We start from the raw sequence: 24617 nt of genomic DNA, 5'->3' as shown, positions 1-24617 counted from the left end.
TTCGAGCGGCGACGGATCGCTCCGCGACGCTCTCCCGGTTTCTCGGCCCTTCCGAGACCCGGTGATCTGAAAACTAGGGGGTCAGAGCTTCGTGACCTGGTCGAAGCTCAGCTCGACCGGGGTCTCGCGCTCGAAGAGCGAGACGAGGACGGTGAGCTTGCCGCTCTCCGGCTTGATCTCGCTGATCGATCCGGGCAGGCCCGCGAACGAGCCCTCCTTGATCGTGATGGTCTCGCCGATCTCGAAGTCCACCTCGGCCGGGATGACCCGGGCGGCGGCCTTCTGGCCCTTGGCGGCGCCCTTGACCGGCGCGGCATCGACCTGGACGAGGCTCTTCAGCATCGAGAAGGCCTCCTCGAAGCGCAGCGGCGTCGGGTTGTGCGCGTTCCCGACGAAGCCGGTGACGCCCGGCGTGTGGCGGACGACCGACCAGCTGTCCTCGTTGAGGTCCATGCGCACGAGCACGTAGCCCGGGATGCGCACGCGGTTGACCATCTTGCGCTGGCCGTTCTTGATCTCGACCACGTCCTCCATCGGGACCTGGACCTCGTAGATGTAGTCCTCCATGCTCATCGAGACCATACGGTTCTCGATGTTGGACTTCACCCGGCGCTCAAAGCCGGCGTAGGAGTGGATGACGTACCACTTGCCGATCTTGCTGCGGAGCTCGGTGCGGAACTCCTCGTACGGGTCGGTGGCGACCTCGTCCTCGTCTTCCACGGCCTCCTGAGCAGCCTCGGCTTCGTCGTCGCTGTCGACCTCGAGAGCCTCGTCGACGGCCTTGTCGGCCTCGGGGTCGACGGCCTCCGCCATCGCGTCGAGCACGGCGTCGAGGTCGATCTCCGTGCCGTCCTCCGCCACGATGTGCAGCGCCTCGTGCTCGGCGGCGTCCGACGCGTCCTCGTCGTGCTCCAGCACGTTGCCGGTCTGCGCCTCGTCGTCTTCGGAGGACTGCTCGGCAGCGGTGGCCCAGTCCACGTCGTCGCGATTCGTCTCAGACACTGAATTCATTCCATTTCTGTCGGGGAGGCCGGTGTTCCGGCCGAGCCGGTCGGCTCTAGGTGGGGTTGCCGAAGACCCAGACAACACCCAGGCCGAACAGCCAGTCGAGGAGGGACACGAGCGCCATCATGATCACCACGAAGACGAGCACGACCCCTGTGTAACTCAGGAGCTCCTTGCGCGTCGGCGTGACGACCTTCTTGAGCTCGCCGATGACCTGGCGGATGAACAGCGCGATGCGCGCGAAGGGGTTGCGCCTCTCAGCGCGCTCCTTCTTCGCGTTGGCGACGATGTCCTCGCTCGGCTCGTCGATAACTTTTCGGGCCACCTCGTTACACCTTTCGTGGGCCGACATCGGAATGTCGACTTGCAGGGCGGACAGGAATCGAACCTGCAACCTGCGGTTTTGGAGACCGCTGCTCTGCCAATTGAGCTACCGCCCTAGGGAAGACGAACCCGCGAGCCCTCCGCGACGTTCCCGATCAAGGCTAGCCGATCACGCATCCGAATGTGCTCCGGATGCCTGATCACAGCTCGGCAGGACTGCCGTCGCCGTCACCGAAAAAAGGCGCAGAAAAGCTTGGCAGATTCAACCACCGCGTCAAGTGTACGTGACGCCGCACCCGCTGCGCAAAAGCACCCGCCTCCTCACTGCCGGCCTCGGTCCGATCCGGCGCGAGACGTCACAGAGCGCCGATTTCCCCCGCCCCCTCGACCCCATCGGGGCGTGTCGTGACATCTCACCCGATTCGTCGAGCGGGAGGCTGTGGACAACCCGTTCAGGCGCCTATCGGCACGGGAGAGTGGGGCCATGAACACCGCACTCCCCTCCGACCTCCGCCGCCGAACCCTCTCCGTCCGCGAGGCGCGCAGCCTCGGCGTCAGCCCCAAACGACTCCGCGGACCGGGGGTGGTGCGCCCCTTCCACGGCGCGGTCACGACCACTCCGCCGCAGACACTCGACGAGCGGTGTCGCGCTTTCCTTGCCGTGGCGCCGCCCGGCGCGTTCTTCTCGGGCCCCACGGCGGCTGCGCTGCACGGCCTCCCGCTCCCGCGCCTCCCCTCGGGGCTCCACGTGTCCGTCCCCGCCCCGGCCCGCGCGCCGCGCAGAGCCGGCGTGCACGGGCACTCGGTGCGTGTCGCCTTCGGCGACGTGGTGGTGCAGGACGGCCTGCAATTGAGCGCGCCGAGCCGCGCCTGGTGCGAGCTCGCCGGAACGCTCGCCCTCGAGGATCTGGTCGTCGCCGGCGATGCCTGCTCCGGAACTCCGGCGAGCGCGACCCACGACGATCACTGCGAGCCGCGCTCGATCGGTCGGTGGCCAGACGGGGGCGGCCCGACCTGGTCAAAGCCCTCGGACTGCTGGATCCGCGGGCGGCGACGCCGGAGGAGTCGCGGCTGCGATTCCGGCTCGCGGACGCCGGCATCATCGGCTACGAGACCGCCTTCCCCATCCGCACCGGCTCCGGTCGCGCACACCCGGGCGGGCTGGTCTTCCCCGAGCGCCGGGTGATCCTCGAGTGTCGGCACGGACGGGCGCAGACCGACCGGGATGCGCGCGACACGACGGAGCGAAGGCTCGACCTCCAGGCGCACGGCTGGACGATCGTCGAGCTCGGCCCGCACGACCTCGCCGATCCGGGGATGCCGCGACGCGTGCGCGCGATCCTCGCCCGGGCGACGCGATGAGCGCCCGAGGAGGGCTCGCGATCACGCCGTGGGGGCGACTACAGCAGCTTTCGCTCCAGAGCCCAGGCCGTGAGCTCGTGCCGCGACGAGAGCTGCAGCTTGCGCAACACGGCGGAGACGTGGGTCTCGACGGTCTTGATCGAGATGAACAGCTCGGAGGCGACCTCCTTGTAGGCGTACCCACGGGCGATCAATCGCATGACCTCGCGTTCGCGCGCGGAGAGCCGGTCGAGCTCCTCGGTCGACTCCGCCTGCTCGCCGGCCGCGGCGCCGAAGGCGTCCAGCACGAACCCGGCCAGCTTCGGCGAGAAGACGGCGTCTCCGCCGGCGACCGCCACCACGGCGTCGCTGACCTGCCCGCCCGAGCTCCCCTTGGTGAGGTAGCCGCGAGCACCCGCTCGGATGACACCCACCACGTCCTCCGCGGCATCGGAGACGCTCAGGGCCAGGAAGCGTGTCCGCGGACACTCCGCCGCCGCACGACGCAGGACCTCCGCGCCACCCCCTCCCGCGCCGCCGGGGAGGTGAACGTCCAGGAGCACGACGTCGGGCTGGGAGCGCACGATCGCCGTGACGGCGGCCTCCACATCGGCGGCCTCTGCGACGACCTCGAGACGCTCATCGAGGTCGGACCGAAGCCCGGATCGGAAGATGGAGTGGTCGTCGACGATCACGACGCGGATGCGCCCGGCGTCGGCGCCCTCAGAGGTGTCGCCGGTGTCGTCTGTCATGGTTCCTCACTCGCGAACTCGATTCTCAGGTGGACCTCGGCGCCCGTCGGGCGCGAGGTGACGGTCGCCGCCCCGCCTGCGCGGCGCATCCGGCCGATGATGGACTCCCGCACACCCAGTCGGCCCTCGGGCAGGGCGTCGACGTCGAAGCCGCTGCCGCGATCGCGCACGAAGACGTCGGCGCAGCCGGTGCCGCCCTCCACGTACACCGAGACCTCGCCGCCCGCGTGCCGGGCGGCGTTGAGCATCGCCTCACGTGCGGCCGCTCCGAGCTCGGGCGGTGCGTTCCGCACCGGCTCGCCAACGGAGACGATGTCGAAGTGGACCGAGTGGTCGATCTCCAGTGCCGCCGCGACGTCGCGCAACTCGCCCGCGAGATCCGCGTCCTCGCGCTCCGCGGCGTGCGCGCCATCGGCGTACAGCCACTCCCGCAGTTCGCGCTCCTGGGCGCGGGCGATGCGGCCCACCTCGCTCGAGGCTCCTGCACGGTTCTGGATGAGGGCGAGAGTCTGCAGCACGGAGTCGTGCAGATGGGCCGCCATCTCCGCCCGCTGCTCCTCCTTGATACGCGCCGTGCGTTCCGAGATGAGCTCCCGCCACAGACGCAGCGCCCACGGCGCGACGAGCACGGCCGCCCCGGCGAAGGTCGCCGCGATGATCCCGATCCAGAGCGGGCCGGAACTCCTGGCGCTCTGGAGAACGCTCAGCACGAGAGCGACGATCACGAGGAAGGCTCCGGCGGCGACGCGGAACGCCGTGGCGGAGAACGGGGTCGGGAGCAGGCTGTCGTCCTCGACGAGCTGGTCCCATGCCACCGCGGCCACGAGCAGGAGTATGGCGAGGATCAGGAAACTGATTCCCGCGCCGACGGCTCCATCGGCCACCAGCACGACAGAGACGACTCCAGAGGCCGCCCCGGCGATCCCGAAGAGCCAGGGGATGTTGACCCGGCGGCGCACTCTCTCGACCGCTTCGCCGTCGATCGGCGACCGCAGCGGCGTGAGCGCCCAGAGCCACAAGTAGAAGAGGATACCCGCCCCGCCCACGAACGACGTGCCGACGAAGATCCACCGCACCGCGGCGACCGGCCAGCCGAGGTGGTCGGCGAGCGCCTCGCACACTCCACCGAACACGCACTGGCGCGGCCGCGCGAGAGGCGTCCTGGCAGCGGGAGCGGTGGGGGTCATGACCAGAATCCAAGCAGACCAGGAGGCCCCCGGACAGCCCACGGCCCGGGTAATCAGGGTCCGTTCAGGGTGTCACCCCATGTCGCGCCGCTCACCCGCGAGCCAGGATCGAAGCATGTCACAGAACGACTCCACCACCACACCGCCGCCCTATGGCGGGCCGAGCACCGGGCTCTCGGGCCGCGGCGGCCGCTTCTTCGACTGGATGCGCAGCCTCGGCGTCGTCCGCGCGGACGGCTGGGTCGGCGGCGTGTGCGCCGGCGTCGCCTATCGGCTCGGCATCGACCCGCTGATCGTCCGCGGCATCGTCGTCGTGGCCGCCATCCTCGGCGCGCCGGCCGTGCTGATCTACGCGCTGGCCTGGGCGTTGCTGCCCGACCGCGACGGACGCATCCACCTCCAGCGCCTCTTCGAGGGCGACATCGAGGCCCCGATCGTCGCCATCGGCGTCCTGCTCGTCTTCTCGTTGCTCCCGTGGTCGAGCGGCCTCGGCTGGTTCGGCGGAGGCTTCTGGGACGACTGGGGCTGGGCGCAGATCGTCGGCAGGGTGTTCTGGACGCTGCTCGTGCTCGGGCTCGTGGCCGGACTGATCGTCTTCGCCGTCCGCGCCGCCGACAAACGGCCGACCGCCCGCACACCCGAGGCGTCCGCGCCGTCGCGGGACTCCAACGCGACCGCTGCCGCGAGCGCCGCAGCCACCACGGCCGCCCCCGCCGAGGACATCGACCGGGCAGCAGGGGACAGTACCGAAGCCGGCGCCCCGACCGTCGCACCGGAACCCGGTGCAGCAGTCCACGGGGCGCCCGCCCCGCCCCTCGACATCACGGCCGAGCCCGTCGCCCCTCCCGCGCCCACCATCGGGGCGAGCCAGCAGGAGGTCGCCGACTGGCAGCGCCGGCAGGCCGAGTGGAAGGCGGACCACGCCCGCTGGAAGGCGCGCCTCGCGGAGGACATGCGTGCCGTCAAAGCGCAGCGATCCGCCGAGATGCGGTCCCAGGCCGCGGCGGCGAACGCGGCGGCCAACGCCCGCCGCGCCGCCTACCGGGCGGCCAACCCTCGCGTCGGGGCCGCCCTCGGCTGGCTCACCGTCGGTCTCGCCATCATCGCGGGGGCGGCCGTCTCCGCCCTCTGGATCCCGCTGACCGGCTCGTCCGGTTACGCCGTCACGGCAGCGCTCGCCGCCGCGACCCTGATCTTCGGCGTCGCCGCGCTCGTGGCCGGCCTCGCCCGTCGCCGCAGCGGATTCTTCATCACGTTCGGCATCATCCTGGCGGTGATCACCGCTCTCACGGCCGCGCTGCCCGGCGGGGCGCGGGCGGGCTTCTCCGCCTCATCCGTCGTGGTGGGGGCGGACCGGACCCTCACCCCCGCGGCGGACGCATCCTATGTGCAGGGGTGGGGGTCGACCACCATCGATCTGACTGACGCGGTGACGGCCCCCGGGACCCCGGAGATCGAACTGGCCAAGGGTGCCGACCCCACGACGGTGATCGTGCCGGCCGACGCGACGGTCCGCATCGAGGCCGCCACGGCGTCCACGGTGACGGTGGCCGACCCCTCGGGGACTGTGCACGTGCACCGCTGCCAGGCGCGACCGCTCGGGGGGTGCAGCGCGAACATCCTGGTCGGGCCCGCCGGCTCCCCCGCGGCTGTCGTCCGCATCGCCCAGATCGACGAAGTGCTCGTCCAGCGCGAGCAGAAGTGAGGAACACCATGACCACCGACGAGACCCCCCAGTCCGAGTCCGCCGCGGGTACCCAGCCCACCGTCCCGCTCGCCGACCAGACCCAGCCCACGACCCCGCTCCCCGCCGAGCCCTGGCTCACACCGCCTGCCCCGGCGGGCTGGGCCCCGACCGCCTCCGCGCCCGGCCGCTCTCCGATCCGCTGGGGAGGCGTCGTGTGGGGCCTCCTGCTCGTCGTCTTCGCTGCGAGCACGCTGTTCATCCTCTCGGCGCCGGAGCGTCTGGCCTCCGTGGAGGTCTGGCTCGCCGCTCTGACGCCGGGGACGGCCTGGGCGCTGTGGCTGGCCGCGGCCGGCGTGCTGATCGTGGTGTTCGCACTGCTCGGCGCGATCCGATCGGCGCAGCGACGCCGTCAAGCGGCATGATGGGGCGGGACTGACACCTCCCCGGCGGGCGGTCTCCGTCCGGGGTCTCCGTACGACGTGCAGCTCGTTCGAGGCGTTGCGCGAAGTGCACGTCGAGATCGCGGGACTGATCGCCTGGCGCTGGATCCGCACGGACGGCTGGGCCCGTGGACGCGGCGCCGCGGGCGCGTCCGGCGCATCGTTCTGCACAGACGGAGGTCCGCTCGCCTTCTCCACGGATCCACGCGCCCGCCGTCCGGCCGTCGGCCGCCTCTGAAACGATGGCTGCATGAGCACCACCAGAGACCTCGCCGTCGCCAGCCTCCGAGCCCTCGTCGGTCGCGACGACGCGGACTTCCATTCGGGACAGTACGAGGCGATCGCCGCCCTCGTCGACGAGCGGCGACGGGCGCTCGTCGTGCAGCGCACGGGCTGGGGCAAATCCGCGGTGTACTTCGTGGCCACGATGCTCCTGCGGCAGCGTGGCGCGGGCCCCACGATCCTGGTGTCGCCGCTGCTCGCGCTCATGCGCGACCAGGTGGCCGCCGCCGAGCGGGCCGGGGTGCGCGCGGTGACCATCAACTCCGCGAATCGGCACGAGTGGGACGACGTGGCCGCACGGCTCCGCGAGGACTCCGTTGACGTGCTGCTCGTCTCGCCGGAGCGGCTCAACAATCCGGATTTCCGCGACCAGAATCTCCCCGACCTGATCGCGCGCAGCGGGCTCCTGGTCATCGACGAGGCGCATTGCATCTCGGATTGGGGCCATGACTTCCGCCCCGACTACCGGCGCCTCCGGGAGCTGATCGTGGCGCTGCCGAACGGTGTGCCCGTCCTCGCCACGACCGCCACCGCGAACGAACGGGTGGTCGCCGACGTCGTCGAGCAGATGGGAGCGGGCGACGACCAGGCGGAGGTGCTGACCATCCGCGGGCCGCTCGCACGACGTTCGCTTCGGCTCGGGGTCCTGACCCTGGAGGACGCGACCGCACGGCTGGCGTGGCTGGCGAGCAATCTGGGGGGCCTGCCCGGCAGCGGGATCGTCTACACACTGACCATCGCGGCGGCGGAGGACACCGCACGGGTGCTCCGCACGGCCGGCTTCGAGGCGTACGCGTATACCGGGCAGACGGATACGGCGGAGCGAGAGGACCTCGAAGGCCGGCTGAAGCGTAACGAGGTGAAGGTGCTCGTGGCCACGAGCGCTCTCGGCATGGGCTTCGACAAGCCCGATCTCGGTTTCGTCGTCCATCTGGGCGCGCCGTCCTCTCCCGTCGCCTACTACCAGCAGGTGGGCCGCGCGGGCCGGGCGACGGACAACGCGGACGTGCTGCTGCTCCCCGGCCCCGAGGATCGCGCCATCTGGCAGTACTTCGCCACCGCCTCGATGCCATCGGAGGAGAAGGCGGCGGCCGTGCTCGACGCACTGTCGCACGAGGCGCAGTCGACGCGGGCGCTCGAGAGCCGCGTCGACCTCAAGGCGTCGACGCTGGAGCTCCTGCTGAAGGTCCTCGACGTCGACGGGGCCGTACGGCGCGTGTCCGGAGGATGGGTTTCCACCGGGCGTCCGTGGGTGTACGACCGGGAGCGGTACGAGCGCATCGCCGCCGCCCGTGAATCGGAGCAGCAGGCGATGCTCGAGTACGAGCGGACCGATGCCTGCCGCATGCAGTTCCTGCAGGAGGCACTGGACGACCCTGCCGCTGCTCCCTGCGGCCGCTGTGACAACTGTGCGGGAGCCTGGTACCCGGACGTCATCGCCGCTGACGCGTCCGGCACGGTCTCCGCGATGCTGGACCGCGTCGGCGTGGAGATCGAACCGCGCAAGCTCTGGCCGACCGGCGCGGACCGGTTGGGGGTCGCGATGCGAGGCCGGATCGCTCCCGCCGAGCAGCTCGCACCCGGTCGCGCGCTCGCCCGGCTCACGGACCTGGGATGGGGCAACAGGTTGCGTGACGTGCTGGCACCTCAGGCGCCGGATGCGGTGTGCCCGCCCGAGCTGCTCGGCGCCTGCATCCGCGTCCTCGCCGACTGGGGATGGGAGGAACGACCGGTCGCCGTCGTCGCCATGCCCTCCCGCCGCCGGCCGCGGTTCGTCGAGTCACTCGCCCGCGGCTTCGCGGACGCCGGCCGGCTCCCCTTCCTCGGCTCGCTAACGCTCCACGGCGGAGGACCGACCGGCGATCCCGGCGGGAACAGCGCATTCCGCCTCGCCGCCGTGTGGGACCGCTTCGGCGCAGACGGGCTCGACATCCCGGCCGGGCGGCCCGTCCTCCTGGTCGACGACCTGGTCGACAGCCGGTGGACGATCACGGTCGCCGGCCGTGCGCTCCTCCAGGCCGGGGCCTCCGCCGTCCTGCCGTTCGCCGCCGCGCTCCGTGGGTGAGGACGCGCAGAGTCGAATCCGGCGACCGGATCGCAGGAGTGACCTCGGCGCTGGCGCGCTAGATGAAGTCGCCTCCGCCGAAGTCGCCCCCGCCGAAGTCGCCTCCGCCGAAGTCTCCCCAGCCGCCTCCGCTATCGCCCCAGCCGCCACCGTCGCCCCAGCCACCGGCGTCGCCGCCGGCGTCGGCACTCGACGTCTCGGCTCCGGCAGTCTCGGTCGATCCCGGCCCGCCGTCGCCGGACGGATCGGCACCGGACGGTTCGGCACCGGAGCCGTCCGCGCCCGCCTGACTGTCGAGAGGCGACGGAAGGAAAGCGCTGACCAGAGCCGATCCGATGACGTAGCCGGCGACGCTTCCGAGGAGGGAGGTGGCGAACATCCCGCCGAGGCCCATTCCGCCACCGGCGCGACCGCCGAGCGATCGTTCGAGGGTGCCGGGCTGACGCAGCTCCGAGCGCGTGGCGGCCTGAGCGAGCGAGCGCGGGTCGTCGCCGCGCGGCTGCTCGCCGGCCGGCGCGTTCTCGCTGAGCTGCTGGAACAACAGTCGGCGCTGCTCCGACGTGAGCTTCGTGAACGCCTCCTCGTGCACCTGTTCGATCGTCTCCGGCGGGGCGGTGCGCAGCAGATAACGGTAACGCTCGACGGCGATCTCGTCCTCGCTGCGGGCGGCCTGCGGTACGGTGTCCGACGCCGTCTGCGCGACGGGCGCCTGCGGCGGCAGAGAGCGCGGCTCTTCGCGTCCGAGAAGGCGGTCGAGGAATCCCATGGTCGTGCCCCTTCGATCGACGGCTCTGCGGGTGCGCCGTACGACGAAGAGCCTACGAAGTCTGCGTGTGAGAACTCTCAGAGAGTGCCGTGGGGGCGCCTACAGCACGAGCCCGACGAGGATCGGCTCCGGCCGGAGCAGGACGCCGAAGTCGGACTGCACCCGGGCCTGGATGAACGACGCGAGCTGGACGACGTCCCGGGCCGTTCCTCCGCCGCGGTTGACGATCGCGAGCGTGTGCTTCGAGGAGATGGCAGCGCCGGAGCCCGGCAGGGCGAAGCCGCGGCGGATGCCGGCGTTCTCGATGAGCCACGCGGCGGAGAGCTTCACGTCGTACGGGCCGTCGGCCAGCGGCGGGATGTCGAGAGGATGCACGCCGCCGGGTCGGAGCCCGATGACCGCGTCCGGCTCCGGCGGGGTCACCGGCCAGCGCGGCGCCGACGCCGGCAGCGACCGCGCGAAGCTCTCCGACACGATGGGGTTGGTGAAGAAGCTGCCCGCGCTGACCGAATCCGGGTCGGCCGGATCGAGGACCATGCCCTTCGACGAGCGGAGGGAGAGCACTGCGCGACGCAGCTCCGCGATCGGGACGCGGGATCCGAGCGGGACGCCGAGGGCGTCGGCGAGCTGGGCGTACGCGACCGGCGCGCTCTGCGGGGCTCCGACACCGCCGGGGACGGTGCCGTCGACCAGCTGGAGATCCACGGAGAGGACGACCCCCTGGAGGCCCCCCTTGAGCACCGACATGCGATAACCGAGGCCGAGCTCCGGTTTCGTGAGGGTTCGCACTTCGCCGGATTCGTAGTCCAGGAACTCGACGCCGAGGAGCGCGGACTCGATCTCCTGACCGTACGCGCCGATGTTCTGCACCGGCGCCGCGCCGGTCGAACCGGGGATGCCCGAGAGTGCCTCGATTCCGGACCAGCCGTTGCGGACGGTGAGCGCCACCAGGTCGTCCCACGGCTCTCCCGCCTGCACTCGCAGCCGAACCAGCCCGTCCGGGGCGGGAAGGCGCTCCACGCCGCGCGTGACGATGCGGAGGACGGTGCCGTCGAACCCCTCGTCGCTCGCGATCGTGTTGGATCCGCCGCCGAGGAGCAGCCAATCGTCGCCGCTCACCCAGGTGTCGAGCGCGGCGGCGACGAGCGTATCGCGGTCGTCCGGTGCGAGCAGGCGCGACGGCGCACCGCCGACCCGCATCGTGGTCAGCTCCGAGAGCGCCAGGGCAGACGGCGCGGTCGGCTGGGGATCGGTCATGCCAGCGAGACCCGCACCTGGGCCTTGCCGAGCACGGTCTCCCCGTTGAACGTCGTGGTCAGGTCGACGCGGGCGGTCTGCGCCTCCGCGTCGAGCTGGCCGATCTTCGCGGTGACGGAGACGGTCGCGCCCGAGACCGGGTCGACGACGATCGGGCGCGTGAAGCGCACCTGGTAGTCGGCCACGCGGGCCGGGTCGCCGGCCCAGTCGACGACCGGCTGCACCGCGAGGCCCATGGTGAGCATCCCGTGCGCGATCACGCCCGGGAGTCCGACCGAGGCGGCGATGTCGTCGCGGTAGTGGATGGAGTTGAAGTCGCCGGACGCGCCTGCGTAGCGGACCAGGGAGTCGCGGCTGAGCTCGTAGTCGCGCTCGGCGACCACGTCGCCGACGGAGAGGGACGCGAAGTCGGGTGCGGTGGAGGTGTGCGCGGTCATGACTCGTCCCCTCGAACGACCAGTGTGGAGATGGAGGTGACGACGTGCTCGCCCGCCGCGTCGTTGATGACCGTCTCCGCGGTGACCATGGAGTGTGCGCCGAGCGATTTCACGGCCGTGACCGTGAGTGTGCCGGTCAGCTCGTCGCCGGCGACCACGGGGCGCGAGAACGTGAACCGCTGGTCCCCGTGGACGACCCGGCTGAAGTCGATGTCGGCCTCCGGGTCGGCGAGCAGCTGATCGAGCGACAGCTGCTGGACGACGATCGAGAACGTCGGCGGCGCGACGAGGTCGTCGTGACCGGCGGCCCGCGCGGCATCGAGGTCGAAGGAGGCGGGGTCGGTCGCGAACACGGCGCGTGCGAACTCGCGCACCTTCTCACGCCCCACGAGATAGGGGGCGGTCGGCGGGAACGCACGGCCCTGGAGAGCTGGATTCACTGGCACCCGTCGATTCTACGGTGACAGACAAAAAGGGAGCCCCGGCACCAGGCCGGGGCTCCCTCTTACGTGTGGTCGGCGCCTACTGGCAGCTGTCGCACTGCAGCAGGTCCATCGGGTCGACGGGAACCGCGTAGCCGCCGACGCTGTCGTTTTCGTAGTCCATGATGGCCTCCCCTGAAGTCTCGTTTTTCACCGCTTCGCGCGGTGTTCACCCACTATATAACCCTAATGACACGATTGTCATTCCACTACATGTAGTGTTTTCCAACTTTTTCGCCTCGACCCCCATCGTAGGGCCCACCACCGACATCGAGCCCTCCGATCAGGCTCCCGCAGCGACCCAGCAGACCGACGGAGATGTCACTTCTGACCAGCGAAAACGATGCCGGCTGGCGCCCTGCCGCACTCCCCAGCGGTCGCCGAACCGCCGACCCCGCGGGCCGTGTCCGCGTCGGCGTGTCGGCGTGTCGCCCCGTCCCCCTTCGGCGTGGCGTCCGCGCGGTGTACTGATGGGGGCGACGCGCCGCCGGGCGCGATGAGGGAGGCGGTCATGGCGGTGTTCGCGATCACGGGCGGGCGGGGCCGCATCGGGAGTTCGGTGATCCCGCGCCTGATCGGCCACGGTCACCGCGTGCGGTCGATCGACATCGTCGACGGCCGCGACGGGGCGCCGGGCGAGGAGGTACGTGCGTCCATCGACGATCGGGATGCGCTGGCCGCGGCGTTCCGGGGCGCTGGCACGGTCGTCCACCTCGCCGGAGCCGCGTCCGAGCGCCCGTGGGACGAGATCCTCTCGACGAACATCGACGGCACCCGCAACGTGCTCCAGGCTGCGTACTCGGCGGGGGTGCCACGGGTACTCCTGGCGAGTTCCATCCACGCGCTCGGTTGCGCGCCGGCCTCGACGGCGCGCAGTGCACTGGTGCTGCCGCCCCGACCGGACACCTACTACGGCGTGAGCAAGGCGGCGATGGAGGCGCTCGGCAGCCTCTACGCCGATCAGTTCGGGATGGCCGTGGTGTCGGCGCGCATCTGCACGTTCGCCGAGCGGCCCGAGGACTCGCGGTCGCTCGCCACGTGGCTCTCGCCGGGGGACGCGACGCGGCTGATCGAGGCGGCGGCGGCGATCCGCGAGCCCGGCCACCACATCGTCTGGGGAGTGTCCGCCAACCGGCCGGGCTGGTTCCCCCTCGAAGAGGGAGAGGCGATCGGCTACTTCCCGCAGGACGACGCCGTCGCGGTGGCGGAGCGCGCCGGCGGCCCGACCGAGCCGCCGAGCCTCGACGTTCCGCTCGGCGCTCCGTTCGGCGACAGCCGGCATCCGGTGGGGCTGGCCTGGTAGCGCGTACGGAGGGGACAGCCGTGCGCCACCCAGCGCCGGCTGTGCCGTACGGGTTATCGGGCTGGACGCCGCTGGGCGGAGGGCGCGGCCGGTTAGGGTGCATTCGGCGTCGCCTGCAGGGGCAATGACGACGGCGCCAGGAGGGGACAGGCGCCAGGGGGCTGCCCGACCCCGCCAGGGCGTCCGATACGCGCTACGGGCGCCCTGGCACCCACATTCCCCAATGCAGTGCGGGCCTCTACGGAACCTCCGGAGGCGGGTTACTGAGCGTGGCCACGCTCTACCGAATGTCGCGCGATGGTCGTTCACACTGGAATCCGATCCCAACCCGATCAGGATCTCCCACCCGAACCAACATCCGTCGCTTCCGTGCCGTGCGTCCTAGCGCCGGCCGATGCGTGCCTCGCGCAGAGGGATGTCGAGTCGGCGTCTGGAGGGATCTCCACACGTCGGCTCCACGAAACGAGGTTCCCATGTACCAGTCCGCACCCATCGGCGGCGGTCTCACCGTCGGCGGCGTCCTCGCCGCGACCGGCGGCGGCTCCATCATGACCGTCGTCGGCGTCACCATCGTCTGCCTGTTCCTCCTCCTCGGCGGTCTCCTCCTGCTGCGTGCAGCGGGTCATCGCCGCCAGGACAAGGCCGCTCACGACATCGGCGCACGTCATGCGATGGGGGGCCGTCATGTCGGCTGAGCTCGCTGAGACCGTCGCGCTTCCCCGCCGCCGTGCCGACCGTGGGCGCCGCGGGTTCCCGCTCGCGCGCATCGCCGCGTGGCTGACCGCTCTCGCCCTCGTGGCCGTCGGCGTGCTCGTCATGCTGAACGAGCGGGTCGTCCGCGAGTTCGAGGCGCACGCGATGGTCTGGATCGCCCACGACCTGCTCGGCTCCGAGGCTGTCCTCGCGTTCCGCGGGGGAAATCCCGCGATCGCGTTCCCCGCCGGTGACGGCTGGGTGCTCGCGGTCATCACCGTCCAGTGCGCGATCGCGCTCTACCTCGGACCGATCGCGATCTTGGCGGGGCTGCTCGCTCTGCGGCGCGGAGTCCGGATCCACCGGGTGATCCTCGCAGCGGCGGCCGGCGTGGCCGGCATGATGGTGCTCAGCCTCGTCCGCATCGGAATGCTCATGTATGCCTGGGGCACCTGGGGGATCGAAGCATTCCGCTGGTTCCACGGGCCGGTCGGAACCATCTTGATGCTCGTCGGGATGGCCGGCGCGCTGGTCCTCATGGCCGTCGTCGCCTTCAAGCGGCCTCCCGGTAGCACCCGCCCCGCCCCGCGTGGCCGGCGCGCCGCGACCACTCCCCGCGCCTCGGACGACTAGCCCGGTCGACGAGCCCGCTCGACCAGCCCGGTGGGCCCCCCCCCCCCCGCCCCCCCCCCCCCGGGGGCCGCGCCCCGCGCGGCCAGCACCCCCTCCGCCCCCACCGAACGCTCGCAAGGAGCCGCCCTCTCCGGACCACCCGCCGGAGCACCACAGCACCGCCGACACCACCCGTTAGGGGTAGACCATGGTACCCGTCCTCGCCGTCGCCGCCTCCGTCGTCATCTGCATCTCGTTCGCCTACCTCTGGCGTGATCAAGCGCCCGCTGCTCGTCGTCCGCGCCTCCACGGAGCGGCCCGAGGTCATGGGCTCGTTCGCCGAGCGGGTACTGCCCGGCACCGAGATCTCCACCATCGTGGATCGCTGGATCGCCGAACGCGACGAGCGTCACAGGGCCTTGGCCGCGCTCCCCAGCCCGTACGGGGACGGGACTGCGTCCGTGCGGATCGCGGGCGAGATCCGTCGCCTCGTGGAGGCACGCGCGGCCTGAGGCGGAGCGTCCTGGCCGGCCCTCAGCCGTCCGCGCGGTCGTCGTCACCCCCGAGGTCGATGAATGTCGCGCGGCGTGGTGCTTCGTCGCCGCCGCGCCGGAGCAGGGCGACCGCGCACGATCCCCCGGCGGCGAGCGCCGCCAGCGACCCGAGGCCGGCCACAGCCGCCCTGGCCGCACCCGCGGCACCGACCGTGACCGCATCGTGGAGGAGGGTGTCGAGCAGGACGGCGGCGCACCAGACACCGACACCGATCAGCGCGACGTCCAGAGCGGCGACGGAGCTGCGCTGCACGCGACTCACGGCGAGCCGCTCGCCGGGGCACCCGCGCGGTGGGCGCGACCGTGCATGGTGTCGGCGAGACGGTCCTCGTTCCGACGCAGGAGCGCCGTCAGAGGAGGATGATCCTTCCGCCGGCCGCACCGGCAGGCCACCCGGATCGGCGCGCCGGAGACCTGACTGACGAACACCTCGGCATGCATGGCGGGCGACTCCTTCGATGGATCAGACATCGCGCGCATGCGCGACGATTCCGCGATGCTAAAGAGGTGCCGATCGCCTCCGAGCAGCACGTGCCGAGATCCCCGTAGAGGGCGAGCGGTGTTTGGGTAGCGCCGGGCCTTCAGATGCGAGGCCGGGGACGTCCCAGCCGCACTACGGGCACGGTCCCGCACCCCGGCTCCCGGTATCGTGGCGGCCATGAGCACCGCATCCCTCGACGATCTGAAGAATGAGCTCGCCGGTCGCGGGCTCCTGACCGCACCGCAGATCGAGGACACCTTCGTGTACGGGCAGGGACGGTTCTCCGCCACCGGCGCGGACGTGATGGTCAACGTCGACCCGGAGGTCGAGGAGCGCGGCCCGTTCGAGGTCGATGCCTTCGCGGACGCCGTCCGGCGCCTTCTGAACCTCACCGTCGCCGACTGGGGCGGGATCGTCGATGCGATAGCCGGCGAGCTCGAAGCGGCGGTCGGGTCCGAGCCGGTCGAGGAGCAGACCGATCTGCGCGACGACCTCGCCCTCACCTCGATCGTCGTCTTCGCGGACGCGACGCTGCTGTCGTTCGACGCGCCCCGCCAGTTCCCCGACAGCCTCATCCGCGCGCAGCTCGACCCCGACCTCGCGGTCGAGGACGTCGAGGTCGACGAGCGCGACGACGACGGCACCGAGACGCTGACCTTCAGCAGCCTGGACGCCCTGCTCGACCATCTGTCGGCGGAGCGGCCGGAGAGCTGAACGCAGCGGGCGGCTCGCGGTATCGTCGTCCCGTGCCCGACCTCCCGCCCGACTCCGGCCCCGAGCCCCTCGCCGACGACCCACGCGTCGTCACCTTCTCCCACGGGGGCGCCACCCTCGTCGCCGAAGAGGCGGGAGCGGGCCGGCCGGTGTTCCTGCTCGTCCACGGCATCGGGATGGGCCGCAAGGTCTTCGACGGTCTCGTGGAGCTCCTCGCCCAGCACGGCCGCGTCGTCGCGATCGACCAGCCCGGGTACGGGTCCGCGCCCGAACCCGCGCGGACTCTCACGATGGAGCGCACGGCCGACCTCGTCGCCGCGTTCGTCCGTGCCTCCGGGCTCGGCCCCGTCGTGCTCATCGGGCATTCGATGGGGACGCAGGTCGCCACCGAGGTCGCGGTGCGTCATCCCGCGCTGGTCGAGCAGCTGGTGCTCGTCGCGCCCACCGTGGACCGGCGCGCCAGGCGGCTCGCCCCGCAGCTGCTCCGGATGGCGCGCGACCTGGCGGTCGAGAAACCGCTCGTGCTGTACAAGGGCGCGCGCGAGTACCTGCGCGCCGGGCCGAACCTGCGCGGCAAGCTGCACGCGATGCTGAGCCACCGGCCTGAGCTGGCCTACCCGGGGATCGCTGCACCGACACTCGTCCTGCGCGGCGCCGACGATCAGGTGTGCCCGCCCGAGTGGTGCCGGTCCGTGGTGGCCAGCATCCCGGGCGCCCAGTACTCCGAGGTCCCGGGACACCGGCACGAGACGATGATCCGCGACCCGCGCGAGGCTGCCGAGCGCATCCTGCCCTTCGTCGGCCTCGGGTCCCCGACCGAGTAGAGCTCCCGGGACGCCCGGCAAGGCCCGCCACCCGCTGTCAGGAGGTGTCACCCCCACGATCGGCGGCGGCCGCCGCAGTCGCCCGCCGGATGACACCCAATGTTCTGCCACCCCCACGGGTCGGGCCGGACCGTCGGCCCACACTGGGAGCCTCCGGAGATCACCGGAGTGCGGCGTCAGGTGCCGCAGGGGTGGCACGGGATCGGGAACCCGCGCCTCGGCCGGATGAGTGCATTCCCCCGGCACTCATCCGGCCCGCCCCGGGTGTCGCGCTGGATCACGGGCGAAGAGTACGGAGGTGACAGGGAAGGCCTACTCGATTCCTGTGGCAGACCACGTGCCTCCCGTCGTCGACGGGGTTGTATGGGTCCTTTGCAGAAGGCGGAGTTCGGGGACGCCTTCCTCTGGACCAGCTCACAGGAAGGGGCGAAGAAGGTGCGGCCACGTGCCACGGTCGATCCCGGCAGTTCGATCGACGACTCCCGCGACTCCCCGTCGAAGCGTCCCCCGGCCCACCCTCCGCTGAGCACGCGTCGGCGCCGTGCCGCGCACGCCGCCGCGACCACCCGGAGTCGGTCGCGGGCTCACCCCCTCGCCCTCGTCCCGGCGCCTCGACGTGCCGTCATCGGCTTCCGCGGCGTCGTCATCCTGAGCATCCTGCTGTTCGACGCCGGCATCGCAGGAGTCGGAGTCCTGAGCGTCGACCTGTTCCTCCTGCTCCTCTGCTTCTCGGTCACGCAGGCCATGCTCGCGGAGTTCCACTCGACCGGGACCGTCCGACTGATCCGGTTCTACCTCGGTCGGCTGAAGCCGCTGATCCCCGCCCTCGCGCTCACGGCCGGGCTGTCGCTCATCGCGGTGCTCCGGCTCGGGACCTACGACGAGCTCGAGCGGTTCTCGACGCAGTCGCTGGCCTCCCTGCTCCTGATCAACAACTGGGAGGAGATCGGCGCGGAAGCCGTCTACTCCGAGACCTTCGACCGGATCAGCCCGCTCGGACATCTCTGGGTCGTCGCCGTCGTGGAGCAGTTCTTCCGCGCGTGGCCGCTGGTGATCTTCGCGGTCCTCGCACTCGGCAGGCTCCTCACGCGACGCCTGGCGCGTCGTGCCGGGCCGAACGCGTGGCAATGGTCACCGATCACCGCGGTACTCGTGCTCGGCCTCGCGATCGTCGGAGTCGCCCTCAGCACCGTCGCCAGCCGCTGGAGCGCCGGCAGTGCAGGAACCGAACGCAGTTATCTCGGCACGGATACGCACCTCGCCGGACTTCTCGCCGGGGCTGCGGCCGCCGCCGTCAGCTACCTCGTCGCCCAGCGCCGGAGCCGCCTGACCGCCAAGCGCCGGGTGCCGCGATCCGCGGGGACGCTCCGCAGAGGTCGCGCAGTGCGGAGCGCCCTCGTCTCGCTCGCGTCCGCGATCAGCCTGATCTGGCTCGTGTCGATGTGGGGGCGCGCGAGCACCTACACCGAGACCTGGCTCTACGAGGGCGGGTTCACTCTCACCGCCGTCGCCGGGGCGGTGCTCGTGCTCACCCTCACCAGCCCGGTGAACCAGGTCAACCGGTTCTTCCACTTCTCGCCGTTCGTGGGGATGGGGAACGTCGCGTACACCCTGTTCATCGTCCATCTGCCGATCTTCTGGGTCGTCCGCGCCTTGTCGCCGGCCGGTTCGGCGTGGGATGTGCTGGTGGCGGGGGTTCCCACCGCCCTGCTCGTCGGCAGTGCGCTCCACCACCTCGTGATGGAGCCTCTCCGGCTCCGGCGCTGGAACCCGCAAGGCATCGTCGTCATCGCCAGCGCGCTGGTCGCAACGACCGCGGCGCTCTGGTATTTCCCGGCGACGACGCTCACCGCACCCCGAGGTTCGGGCGACGTCGCGGTCCTCGCCCTCGGTGACTCGCTCGCGAACAGTCTCGCGGCGTCGCTCGACTTCGCCGACGCCGACGCCGACGCCGACGAACCTGTCCACGACTCCGATGCGCCGACCACGCCGTTCACGGTCACCCTCGCGGGCGCCCGTGGATGCGGCCTCGCAGAGGCGACGGAACGTCGCACGCTCTCCGGTCGTGTCGACGCGATCCCCTCCGAGTGCTCGGACTGGGAGGACCGTTGGGCGACAGCGATCCAGACCGCCCGTCCCGACGTCATCATCGTGGACGTGAGCCGCGATGCGATGGCCCAGAAGCGGGAGGGCGTCTGGACGGACCTCACCGACGCCGCCTCGGCCCGGAGATACCGCGCCGCGCTCGACAGGATGGCCGGACTCGTCGGCGGGCGCACGTCCGTCCTCCTCGCGAACGCCCGATTGCACACCGGTGGCGCGACTCCGCCGCAGGCCGCGGCGTACAACACCGTCCTCGCCGACTTCGCCGAGGAGCATCCGCGTTTCTCCGTGCTGGACGTCCAGGCGGAGGTCTGCTCGAACGACGCCTGTACGACGACGACGCGGCTGGGCGAGGGGATGTACACCGACGACCGCGTGCACTTCAGCGATGCCGCGAAGAGGCAGATCGCCTCCTGGCTCTCCGCGGAGACGCTGACGGCCTACCGCGGTGCGACGAATGCCCAGGCGGACCGATGACCTCCGCACCCACGAGATCGCGAGGACGGCACCGATGATCACGACACCGACTCCCCCCGACGACGCCATCCGTCCGTTCTCGACCGCGACCCGGGTCTACGCGACAGCGATCGTCCTGGGACTTCTCGGAGCGATGTTCTTCTCCATCACCCGCTGGATCGACAGCAACTTCGGGGTGATCACCGTGGATCAGATGGTCCTCAACCTCGCCGGAGGGGCCGATGGAGTCACCACCGGGGACACCTCCCTGGTGGACAGCTTCATCGTCGACGGACTCCTGACGCCCGCGCTGGTGGTCGCGGGGTCCGTCGGTGTCTACGCGGGACTCATCGCGCTCACGCGCCGCGCCGCGAAGCGGCAGCCGAAGCGATCCTCCACGCCCTCGACGACGAAGTCCGCCACGGGCTGGCGTGCGCTCGCACTCTCCCTCTCGATCTTCCTCGTCGTCGGCACCGCGCCTGCTCTGGCGAACCAGGTGTCCTTGACGCAGACGATCGCCGCCCAGGCGTCGACGGACTCGCTCAGCGACGTGTACCGCGACCCGGCGGATGTCACGGCGCCGGAGACGAAGCGGAACCTCGTCACGATCTACCTCGAGTCGATGGAACCCACGTTCGCCGACGCGACGCTGTTCGGCCGCAACCTCCTCGCTCCCCTCGACTCCGTCACCGGCGACGGGTGGACGCAGATCGACTCCCTCGCCCAAGGGGACGGACTCGGCTGGACGATGGCCGGGATCGTCGCGACACAGTGCGGCATCCCGATCAAGAGTGCGTCCGGCGGCGCCGCCGCGGAGGCGGCGGACGAAGGAGGCACCGGAGCGAACGGCGAGGAGGTCTTCAACGAGATCGGCGCCAACGCCGAGCACTACCTCCCCGGAATCACCTGCCTCGGAGATGTGCTCGCGGACGCGGGATACACGAACCATTTCATGGGAGGCGCCGACGGCACCTTCGCGAACAAGAAACTGTTCATGATGGACCACGGGTACACGGACTTCATGGACAAGAGCACGTGGAAAGCCGCGGGCGAGACCAGGATGAACACCTGGGGCCTCGAGGACGAGCGGCTGTTCGCCCACGCAGCGGACAAGGTGGACGAGCTCCGCGCGACGGGCGTCCCCTTCAACCTCACGATGCTGAGCGTCGACTCCCACAGGCCGGGCCTCCCCGGAAGCACCTGCACCGATGCAGGCAGCGATCTCGAGCGGGCCATCTCCTGCTCGATGACGTACGTCTCCGGGTTCGTCCGTCACCTGGAGAGGATCGGCGCCCTGAACGACACGGTCGTCGTCCTCATGGGCGATCACAAGTACATGATGCCCGACGACCAGCTGTTCGACGGCAAGTCCGCCGCCGGCGTCACGCGGACGGTCTTCAACCGATTCTGGTCGCCCGAGGGCGCGACCGTCCATGAGCCGTCCACGGACCAGTACGCCATGCTCCCGTCGATGCTCGAGCTGCTGGGCTTCGAGGTACCCGAGGGCCGCGCAGGCATCGGGGTGTCGGCCGTGGGAGACCATCCCCGCGCGGGGACGCTCTACGCCCTCGATCCGGCGGCGCGGAACCGTCTCGTGCTGGCGCCGTCCCGGGACCTCTACGCGCGGTTCTGGGACAGCCCGTGAGGTGCGTCAGGCCTTGGTGTTGCGTCGCAGGAAGCCGACGATCGCGGTGATCACGAAGAACACCAGGCCCAGGATGGCGAGCCAGAGCAGCCCCTTCACGGCGAAGCCGAGGATGGCGAGCACAGCCCAGATGACGAGCAGGACGATGATGAGCGCGAGCATGGCTCTTCCTTCTTTCTACGGGGGTCAGATCATCGACGCGGCGGCGGCCACACCGATCACGAGCGCGGGGAGGGCGACGGCCACGGCGGTCGCCGAGGCGATCGGCAGCATGCGGCCGGAGAGGCCGGCCGGCTCGTCCGCCGCGAACCAGCGCGTGTAGACGGCGAGCTGCGCCGCCTCGCGCGTGGGGAAGACGCCGAGATCCAGGCCGGTCGCGCCGGTGGCGACGAAGCCATCATGGTTGCGGTCGACCATGCCCAGGTAGTCGCTCGGGGTCTCGGCGACCCACAACCCTTCGACAGGGCTGCGCCAGGTGACGCGCTCTGCCTCGCGCAGGGCGTCCGCAGAATCCGTGTCGTCCTGCTCGATGATGTCGGTCATCGGAACCCCCTCGTGCTCGTCTGAACGTCGTTCGTTCACTTCTCTCGATCATCGGGACAGACGGGTGCCGAGGCAACTTTCCGCCCGGGGGTTGATCGGTGACCTCCGTGATGCTAATTACGCCGAGTCCGTCGCGCGGGGAGGTCGGATCCCGACACCGCCTCCGACGGTCGATGCGGTCGCACGAGGTCCGCCGGGCGATCCGAGAGTCGACGACACCGCGTCACCTCACAGCAGATCGAGGTCGTCGAAATAGGAGCCGCCGCTCGTGCGCCCCACGCGCTTCGAGCCGTCGAGTTCCGCGAGCCTCTCGCGGAGGTCCCCGAGAAGCCGGCTGGCGTCGATCGCCGCGTCGTCGTCTCCGTCGCACGGAGTCGCGAGCACGTCGTTGCCGAGTCCGACGACCATCTCGGCGACCGCCTCCCCGTCACCGGCCTCGGCCCGGATCGGGACCGAGATCGCTTCGGCGACGTTCCGTTTCGCCAACAGGGCCGAAATCCGCACGACGAGCGTTCCCACCTCGTCAGAGGTGCACACGGTCCTGCCTGCGTAAGCGATCTCTTTCATGCGACGACCATCGCCCATCGTCCCGTCGGAGGGAAGGGGGTTGCGTTGCTGGGGGCACTGGTGCGCGGGCGGGATCCCTCCGACGTCGCCGGCGCTGTTCTCGCGCGCCACTCCGTCGCGCTCGACGTGTCGGCGGACCGGGGTAGCCTCCCCGCGTGACCTCGACGGCTCCCGCTCTCTGCGCCCTCTGCCCCGCCGCAGCGCATCCCGGCGCGCCCGTGCGGCTCTGCCTGCCGCACCTGCTCGAGGCGCACGACTGGGCCGACGGCGAGTTCGGGGTGACCGATCTGCTCCCGTCGCCGTGCGCGTTCTGCGGGTCCCGGCTGGGCGTGCGCTATCCCTCCGGGTGGCTCTGTGCCGTGTGCGAGTGGCGCGCGAACGAGCTGCCGCCGGAGGGAGCCGCCGCCTCACGGGTCGATGTCGTCTACTACCTGCGTTACCGCGACCGCATCAAGATCGGCACGACCGCGAACCCGGCACAGCGGTTCGCGGCGCTCCCGCACGACGAGGTCCTCGCCTTCGAGCGGGGCGACCGGAAGCGCGAGCAGCAGCGGCACACGGAGTTCGCCCACCTGCGCATCCCGGGCACCGAATGGTTCGAGACCGACCTGCGCCTGCTGCGGCATGTCGCCGGGCTGCGGGCGTCGGCGGGAGACCCCTGGGACCTCCTCGCGCGGTGGCGCAGCGAGCGAGCGGCCCGCGCCTGATACCGCATCGCCGGTCGGCGGCAGAGGATCGGTACGGCTGCTACGTCGGTCATGACGGATCGTGCGCAGGTGCCGATAACGATGGACGTGGACACCTCCGTCCACCCCTACCCGAAGGATCCGCCGTGTCCCATCCCTTCACCACCGTGGGAGTCCCCCGCGTCGTCGTCGCCTCGTTCTGGATCTGGATAGCCAGCGCCGCCCTCGGCCTGCTGTCGTTCTTCGTCGGCCTGCCCGCCCTGCTCGCGAGCCCTGCGCTGAGTGCCCCGACCGGCGCCGGCATCGTGGTCGGGAGCGTCGGAGGCGCGCTCATCGGTGCTCTGCTGCGGGTATTCCTCGGCCTGTTCCTGCTGCGCGGCGCCAATTGGGCGCGCATCGTGCTCACGGTCATCGGCGCCATCGTGCTCGTCGCGCTCGTGGCGGCCATCCTCACCGGCGACCTGATCGGTCTGCTCAGCGGCATCGCGGTCGTGGTGGCCGCCGTGCTGATGTGGCTGCCCGCCGCCCGAGCCCACTTCCGCCGCGCATGAGCGCCGCGCAGACCGATCCGGCGACCCCGGTCGCCGCGCCCTCCTCGCGGCGGGCTCCGTACGCTCCCGATCCGCGGGTCCGCTGGGGACTCCCGGCGGCGCTGCTGGCCGTCGTCGCGGTCGCGGCCGTCTGGATCGCGCTCGTCGCGATCGTCGACGCGGTGGCGGCCGGCGGGGACATCGCCAGCCTGATCGTCTGGGTCGTCACCTACGCCGCCGTCATCGTGGCGGCCGTCGTCGTCACGAAGACGCGCGGGTCGGGCTCGCTGCGGACCGACTACGGCCTCGCGTTCCGCTGGTACGACGTCTTCATCGGCCTCGGAACCGGCGTCGGACTGCTCATCGTCACCGCGCCGATCAGCGCCGTCATCGAGACCCTCTACGGCCAGAAGGCGCAGTCCAACGACCAGGCGGCCTCGTCCAGCGGGATCTGGCTGGTGGTCAACGGGTTCGTCGCCGTCGCCGTCGTCGCGCCGTTCTGCGAGGAGCTACTGCTGCGCGGCCTCGTGCTCCGGGGCATCCGCAACAGCATCCTGCGACGCTCGGCCGGCGCGGCCGGGGAACCGACCCGCGGCGCCCGCCGCACCGCCGCGATCGTCGCGGTGCTCGGCAGTGCGCTGCTGTTCGCCGCCCTCCACCTGCACGAGGGGATCGGCAGCCCGGTCACGCTCACCAACCTCGGAGTCGTCACCTTCTGCCTCGGCGTGGTCAACGGCGTGTACGCCGCGCGCACGGGCCGACTGGGCCCGGGCATCTGGACGCACGTGTTCTTCAACCTCATCACGACCACCCTGCTGACCGTCCGCGCGCACTCGTAGCGCGGGCCGGCAGTCCTACACTGAGAGGACCCCCGAACCCGA

28 protein-coding genes and 1 tRNA gene are annotated in these 24617 nt (G+C 71.1%); 16 read left to right on the top strand and 13 right to left on the bottom strand.

Annotated elements, in window-relative coordinates; all coding sequences use genetic code 11:
* Positions 1-81: 81 nt before the first annotated feature.
* The 3 genes from nusG to LLS1_RS12080 all read right to left on the bottom strand — a co-directional run bounded on the left by nusG (position 82) and on the right by LLS1_RS12080 (position 1445).
* Positions 82-1002, bottom strand: coding sequence for a transcription termination/antitermination protein NusG (gene nusG, locus LLS1_RS12090; protein ID WP_226655855.1), 921 nt, complete (start codon positions 1000-1002; stop codon positions 82-84).
* 55 nt (positions 1003-1057) lie between these two features.
* On the bottom strand, positions 1058-1330 hold the full coding sequence (gene secE, locus LLS1_RS12085; protein ID WP_223359715.1) for a preprotein translocase subunit SecE: 273 nt from the start codon (positions 1328-1330) through the stop codon (positions 1058-1060).
* A gap of 42 nt (positions 1331-1372) precedes the next feature.
* A tRNA-Trp gene (locus LLS1_RS12080) sits at positions 1373-1445 on the bottom strand.
* 874 nt (positions 1446-2319) lie between these two features.
* Here LLS1_RS12080 and LLS1_RS12075 point away from each other — a divergent pair.
* On the top strand, positions 2320-2691 hold the full coding sequence (locus LLS1_RS12075; RefSeq protein WP_226655853.1) for a hypothetical protein: 372 nt from the start codon (positions 2320-2322) through the stop codon (positions 2689-2691).
* 38 nt (positions 2692-2729) lie between these two features.
* On the opposite strand, the gene LLS1_RS12070 is transcribed toward LLS1_RS12075, so the two are convergent.
* Positions 2730-3422: a response regulator transcription factor gene (locus LLS1_RS12070; RefSeq protein WP_226655851.1), complete on the bottom strand. Its 693-nt coding sequence runs from the start codon at positions 3420-3422 to the stop codon at positions 2730-2732.
* Positions 3419-4609 carry an ATP-binding protein gene (locus tag LLS1_RS12065; protein WP_226655849.1) on the bottom strand — a complete coding sequence of 397 codons (1191 nt, stop codon included), beginning with the start codon at positions 4607-4609 and terminating at the stop codon, positions 3419-3421. Before LLS1_RS12065 ends, LLS1_RS12070 begins: the two co-directional genes overlap by 4 nt.
* 115 nt (positions 4610-4724) lie before the next feature.
* On the opposite strand from LLS1_RS12065, the gene LLS1_RS12060 reads away from it, so the two are divergent.
* From LLS1_RS12060 to LLS1_RS12045, 4 genes are all read left to right on the top strand, one after another.
* The gene (locus tag LLS1_RS12060) at positions 4725-6314 is read left to right on the top strand and encodes a PspC domain-containing protein (protein ID WP_226655848.1); all 1590 of its coding nucleotides are present in this window, start codon (positions 4725-4727) and stop codon (positions 6312-6314) included.
* An 8-nt stretch (positions 6315-6322) separates the two neighbouring features.
* On the top strand, positions 6323-6718 hold the full coding sequence (locus LLS1_RS12055; RefSeq protein WP_226655846.1) for a hypothetical protein: 396 nt from the start codon (positions 6323-6325) through the stop codon (positions 6716-6718).
* An 85-nt stretch (positions 6719-6803) separates the two neighbouring features.
* Complete coding sequence (locus LLS1_RS12050; RefSeq protein WP_226655844.1) at positions 6804-6974, top strand: hypothetical protein; 171 nt, start codon at positions 6804-6806, stop codon at positions 6972-6974.
* Between the two features lie 12 nt (positions 6975-6986).
* Positions 6987-9083: a RecQ family ATP-dependent DNA helicase gene (locus LLS1_RS12045; protein ID WP_226655842.1), complete on the top strand. Its 2097-nt coding sequence runs from the start codon at positions 6987-6989 to the stop codon at positions 9081-9083.
* A gap of 58 nt (positions 9084-9141) precedes the next feature.
* On the opposite strand, the gene LLS1_RS12040 is transcribed toward LLS1_RS12045, so the two are convergent.
* The 4 genes from LLS1_RS12040 to LLS1_RS12025 all read right to left on the bottom strand — a co-directional run bounded on the left by LLS1_RS12040 (position 9142) and on the right by LLS1_RS12025 (position 11989).
* Positions 9142-9849 (bottom strand): hypothetical protein, encoded by a 708-nt coding sequence (locus LLS1_RS12040; protein WP_226655841.1) that lies wholly within the window; start codon positions 9847-9849, stop codon positions 9142-9144.
* 99 nt (positions 9850-9948) lie between these two features.
* Positions 9949-11106, bottom strand: coding sequence for a UDP-N-acetylmuramate dehydrogenase (locus tag LLS1_RS12035; RefSeq protein ID WP_226655839.1), 1158 nt, complete (start codon positions 11104-11106; stop codon positions 9949-9951).
* Positions 11103-11543, bottom strand: coding sequence for a MaoC family dehydratase (locus LLS1_RS12030; RefSeq protein ID WP_223359701.1), 441 nt, complete (start codon positions 11541-11543; stop codon positions 11103-11105). The genes LLS1_RS12035 and LLS1_RS12030 overlap by 4 nt, the downstream gene beginning before the upstream one ends.
* Positions 11540-11989: a MaoC family dehydratase N-terminal domain-containing protein gene (locus LLS1_RS12025; protein WP_223359700.1), complete on the bottom strand. Its 450-nt coding sequence runs from the start codon at positions 11987-11989 to the stop codon at positions 11540-11542. The genes LLS1_RS12030 and LLS1_RS12025 overlap by 4 nt, the downstream gene beginning before the upstream one ends.
* A gap of 547 nt (positions 11990-12536) precedes the next feature.
* Between LLS1_RS12025 and LLS1_RS12020 the strand changes: the two genes are divergently transcribed.
* From LLS1_RS12020 to LLS1_RS12005, 4 genes are all read left to right on the top strand, one after another.
* Positions 12537-13328: an NAD(P)-dependent oxidoreductase gene (locus LLS1_RS12020; protein WP_226655837.1), complete on the top strand. Its 792-nt coding sequence runs from the start codon at positions 12537-12539 to the stop codon at positions 13326-13328.
* 473 nt (positions 13329-13801) lie between these two features.
* On the top strand, positions 13802-14023 hold the full coding sequence (locus LLS1_RS12015) for a hypothetical protein (protein WP_226655835.1): 222 nt from the start codon (positions 13802-13804) through the stop codon (positions 14021-14023).
* The gene (xrtR, locus tag LLS1_RS12010) at positions 14013-14654 is read left to right on the top strand and encodes an exosortase R (protein WP_226655833.1); all 642 of its coding nucleotides are present in this window, start codon (positions 14013-14015) and stop codon (positions 14652-14654) included. Before LLS1_RS12015 ends, xrtR begins: the two co-directional genes overlap by 11 nt.
* Positions 14655-14905: 251 nt before the next feature.
* Complete coding sequence (locus tag LLS1_RS12005; RefSeq protein ID WP_223359679.1) at positions 14906-15145, top strand: UDP-N-acetyl glucosamine 2-epimerase; 240 nt, start codon at positions 14906-14908, stop codon at positions 15143-15145.
* Positions 15146-15167: 22 nt separating this feature from the next.
* Here the strand turns inward: LLS1_RS12005 and LLS1_RS12000 are convergent, their stop codons facing one another.
* The gene (locus tag LLS1_RS12000; RefSeq protein ID WP_226655831.1) at positions 15168-15449 is read right to left on the bottom strand and encodes a hypothetical protein; all 282 of its coding nucleotides are present in this window, start codon (positions 15447-15449) and stop codon (positions 15168-15170) included.
* 396 nt (positions 15450-15845) lie between these two features.
* Here LLS1_RS12000 and LLS1_RS11995 point away from each other — a divergent pair, with 396 nt between their 5' ends.
* The 4 genes from LLS1_RS11995 (at position 15846) to LLS1_RS11980 (ending at position 21410) form a co-directional block, all read left to right on the top strand.
* A complete protein-coding gene (locus tag LLS1_RS11995) occupies positions 15846-16382 on the top strand; it encodes a cytochrome C5 (RefSeq protein ID WP_226655829.1) in 537 nt (178 codons plus the stop codon).
* 32 nt (positions 16383-16414) lie between these two features.
* Entirely contained in the window at positions 16415-17206 is a 792-nt protein-coding gene (locus tag LLS1_RS11990; protein ID WP_226655827.1) for an alpha/beta fold hydrolase, read from the top strand.
* Positions 17207-17569: 363 nt separating this feature from the next.
* Positions 17570-19786 carry an acyltransferase gene (locus tag LLS1_RS11985; protein WP_226655825.1) on the top strand — a complete coding sequence of 739 codons (2217 nt, stop codon included), beginning with the start codon at positions 17570-17572 and terminating at the stop codon, positions 19784-19786.
* A 34-nt stretch (positions 19787-19820) separates the two neighbouring features.
* Positions 19821-21410, top strand: a complete 1590-nt coding sequence (locus tag LLS1_RS11980; RefSeq protein WP_226655824.1) for an LTA synthase family protein — start codon at positions 19821-19823, stop codon at positions 21408-21410.
* Positions 21411-21416: 6 nt separating this feature from the next.
* On the opposite strand, the gene LLS1_RS11975 is transcribed toward LLS1_RS11980, so the two are convergent.
* From LLS1_RS11975 to LLS1_RS11965, 3 genes are all read right to left on the bottom strand, one after another.
* Positions 21417-21572 carry a hypothetical protein gene (locus LLS1_RS11975; RefSeq protein WP_223359665.1) on the bottom strand — a complete coding sequence of 52 codons (156 nt, stop codon included), beginning with the start codon at positions 21570-21572 and terminating at the stop codon, positions 21417-21419.
* A 24-nt stretch (positions 21573-21596) separates the two neighbouring features.
* Positions 21597-21953, bottom strand: a complete 357-nt coding sequence (locus LLS1_RS11970; protein WP_226655822.1) for a hypothetical protein — start codon at positions 21951-21953, stop codon at positions 21597-21599.
* A gap of 228 nt (positions 21954-22181) precedes the next feature.
* Positions 22182-22520, bottom strand: coding sequence for a hypothetical protein (locus tag LLS1_RS11965; RefSeq protein ID WP_226655820.1), 339 nt, complete (start codon positions 22518-22520; stop codon positions 22182-22184).
* 155 nt (positions 22521-22675) lie between these two features.
* On the opposite strand from LLS1_RS11965, the gene LLS1_RS11960 reads away from it, so the two are divergent.
* The 3 genes from LLS1_RS11960 to LLS1_RS11950 all read left to right on the top strand — a co-directional run bounded on the left by LLS1_RS11960 (position 22676) and on the right by LLS1_RS11950 (position 24575).
* Positions 22676-23227 carry a GIY-YIG nuclease family protein gene (locus tag LLS1_RS11960; RefSeq protein WP_226655818.1) on the top strand — a complete coding sequence of 184 codons (552 nt, stop codon included), beginning with the start codon at positions 22676-22678 and terminating at the stop codon, positions 23225-23227.
* Between the two features lie 125 nt (positions 23228-23352).
* The gene (locus LLS1_RS11955; protein WP_226655816.1) at positions 23353-23757 is read left to right on the top strand and encodes a hypothetical protein; all 405 of its coding nucleotides are present in this window, start codon (positions 23353-23355) and stop codon (positions 23755-23757) included.
* The gene (locus LLS1_RS11950) at positions 23754-24575 is read left to right on the top strand and encodes a CPBP family intramembrane glutamic endopeptidase (RefSeq protein ID WP_226655814.1); all 822 of its coding nucleotides are present in this window, start codon (positions 23754-23756) and stop codon (positions 24573-24575) included. The genes LLS1_RS11955 and LLS1_RS11950 overlap by 4 nt, the downstream gene beginning before the upstream one ends.
* Positions 24576-24617: the final 42 nt, after the last annotated feature.

Source organism: Leifsonia sp. LS1 (genome assembly GCF_020521355.1).
Taxonomy (GTDB): domain Bacteria; phylum Actinomycetota; class Actinomycetes; order Actinomycetales; family Microbacteriaceae; genus Leifsonia.
This window is presented reverse-complemented; position numbering and strand designations above follow the sequence as displayed.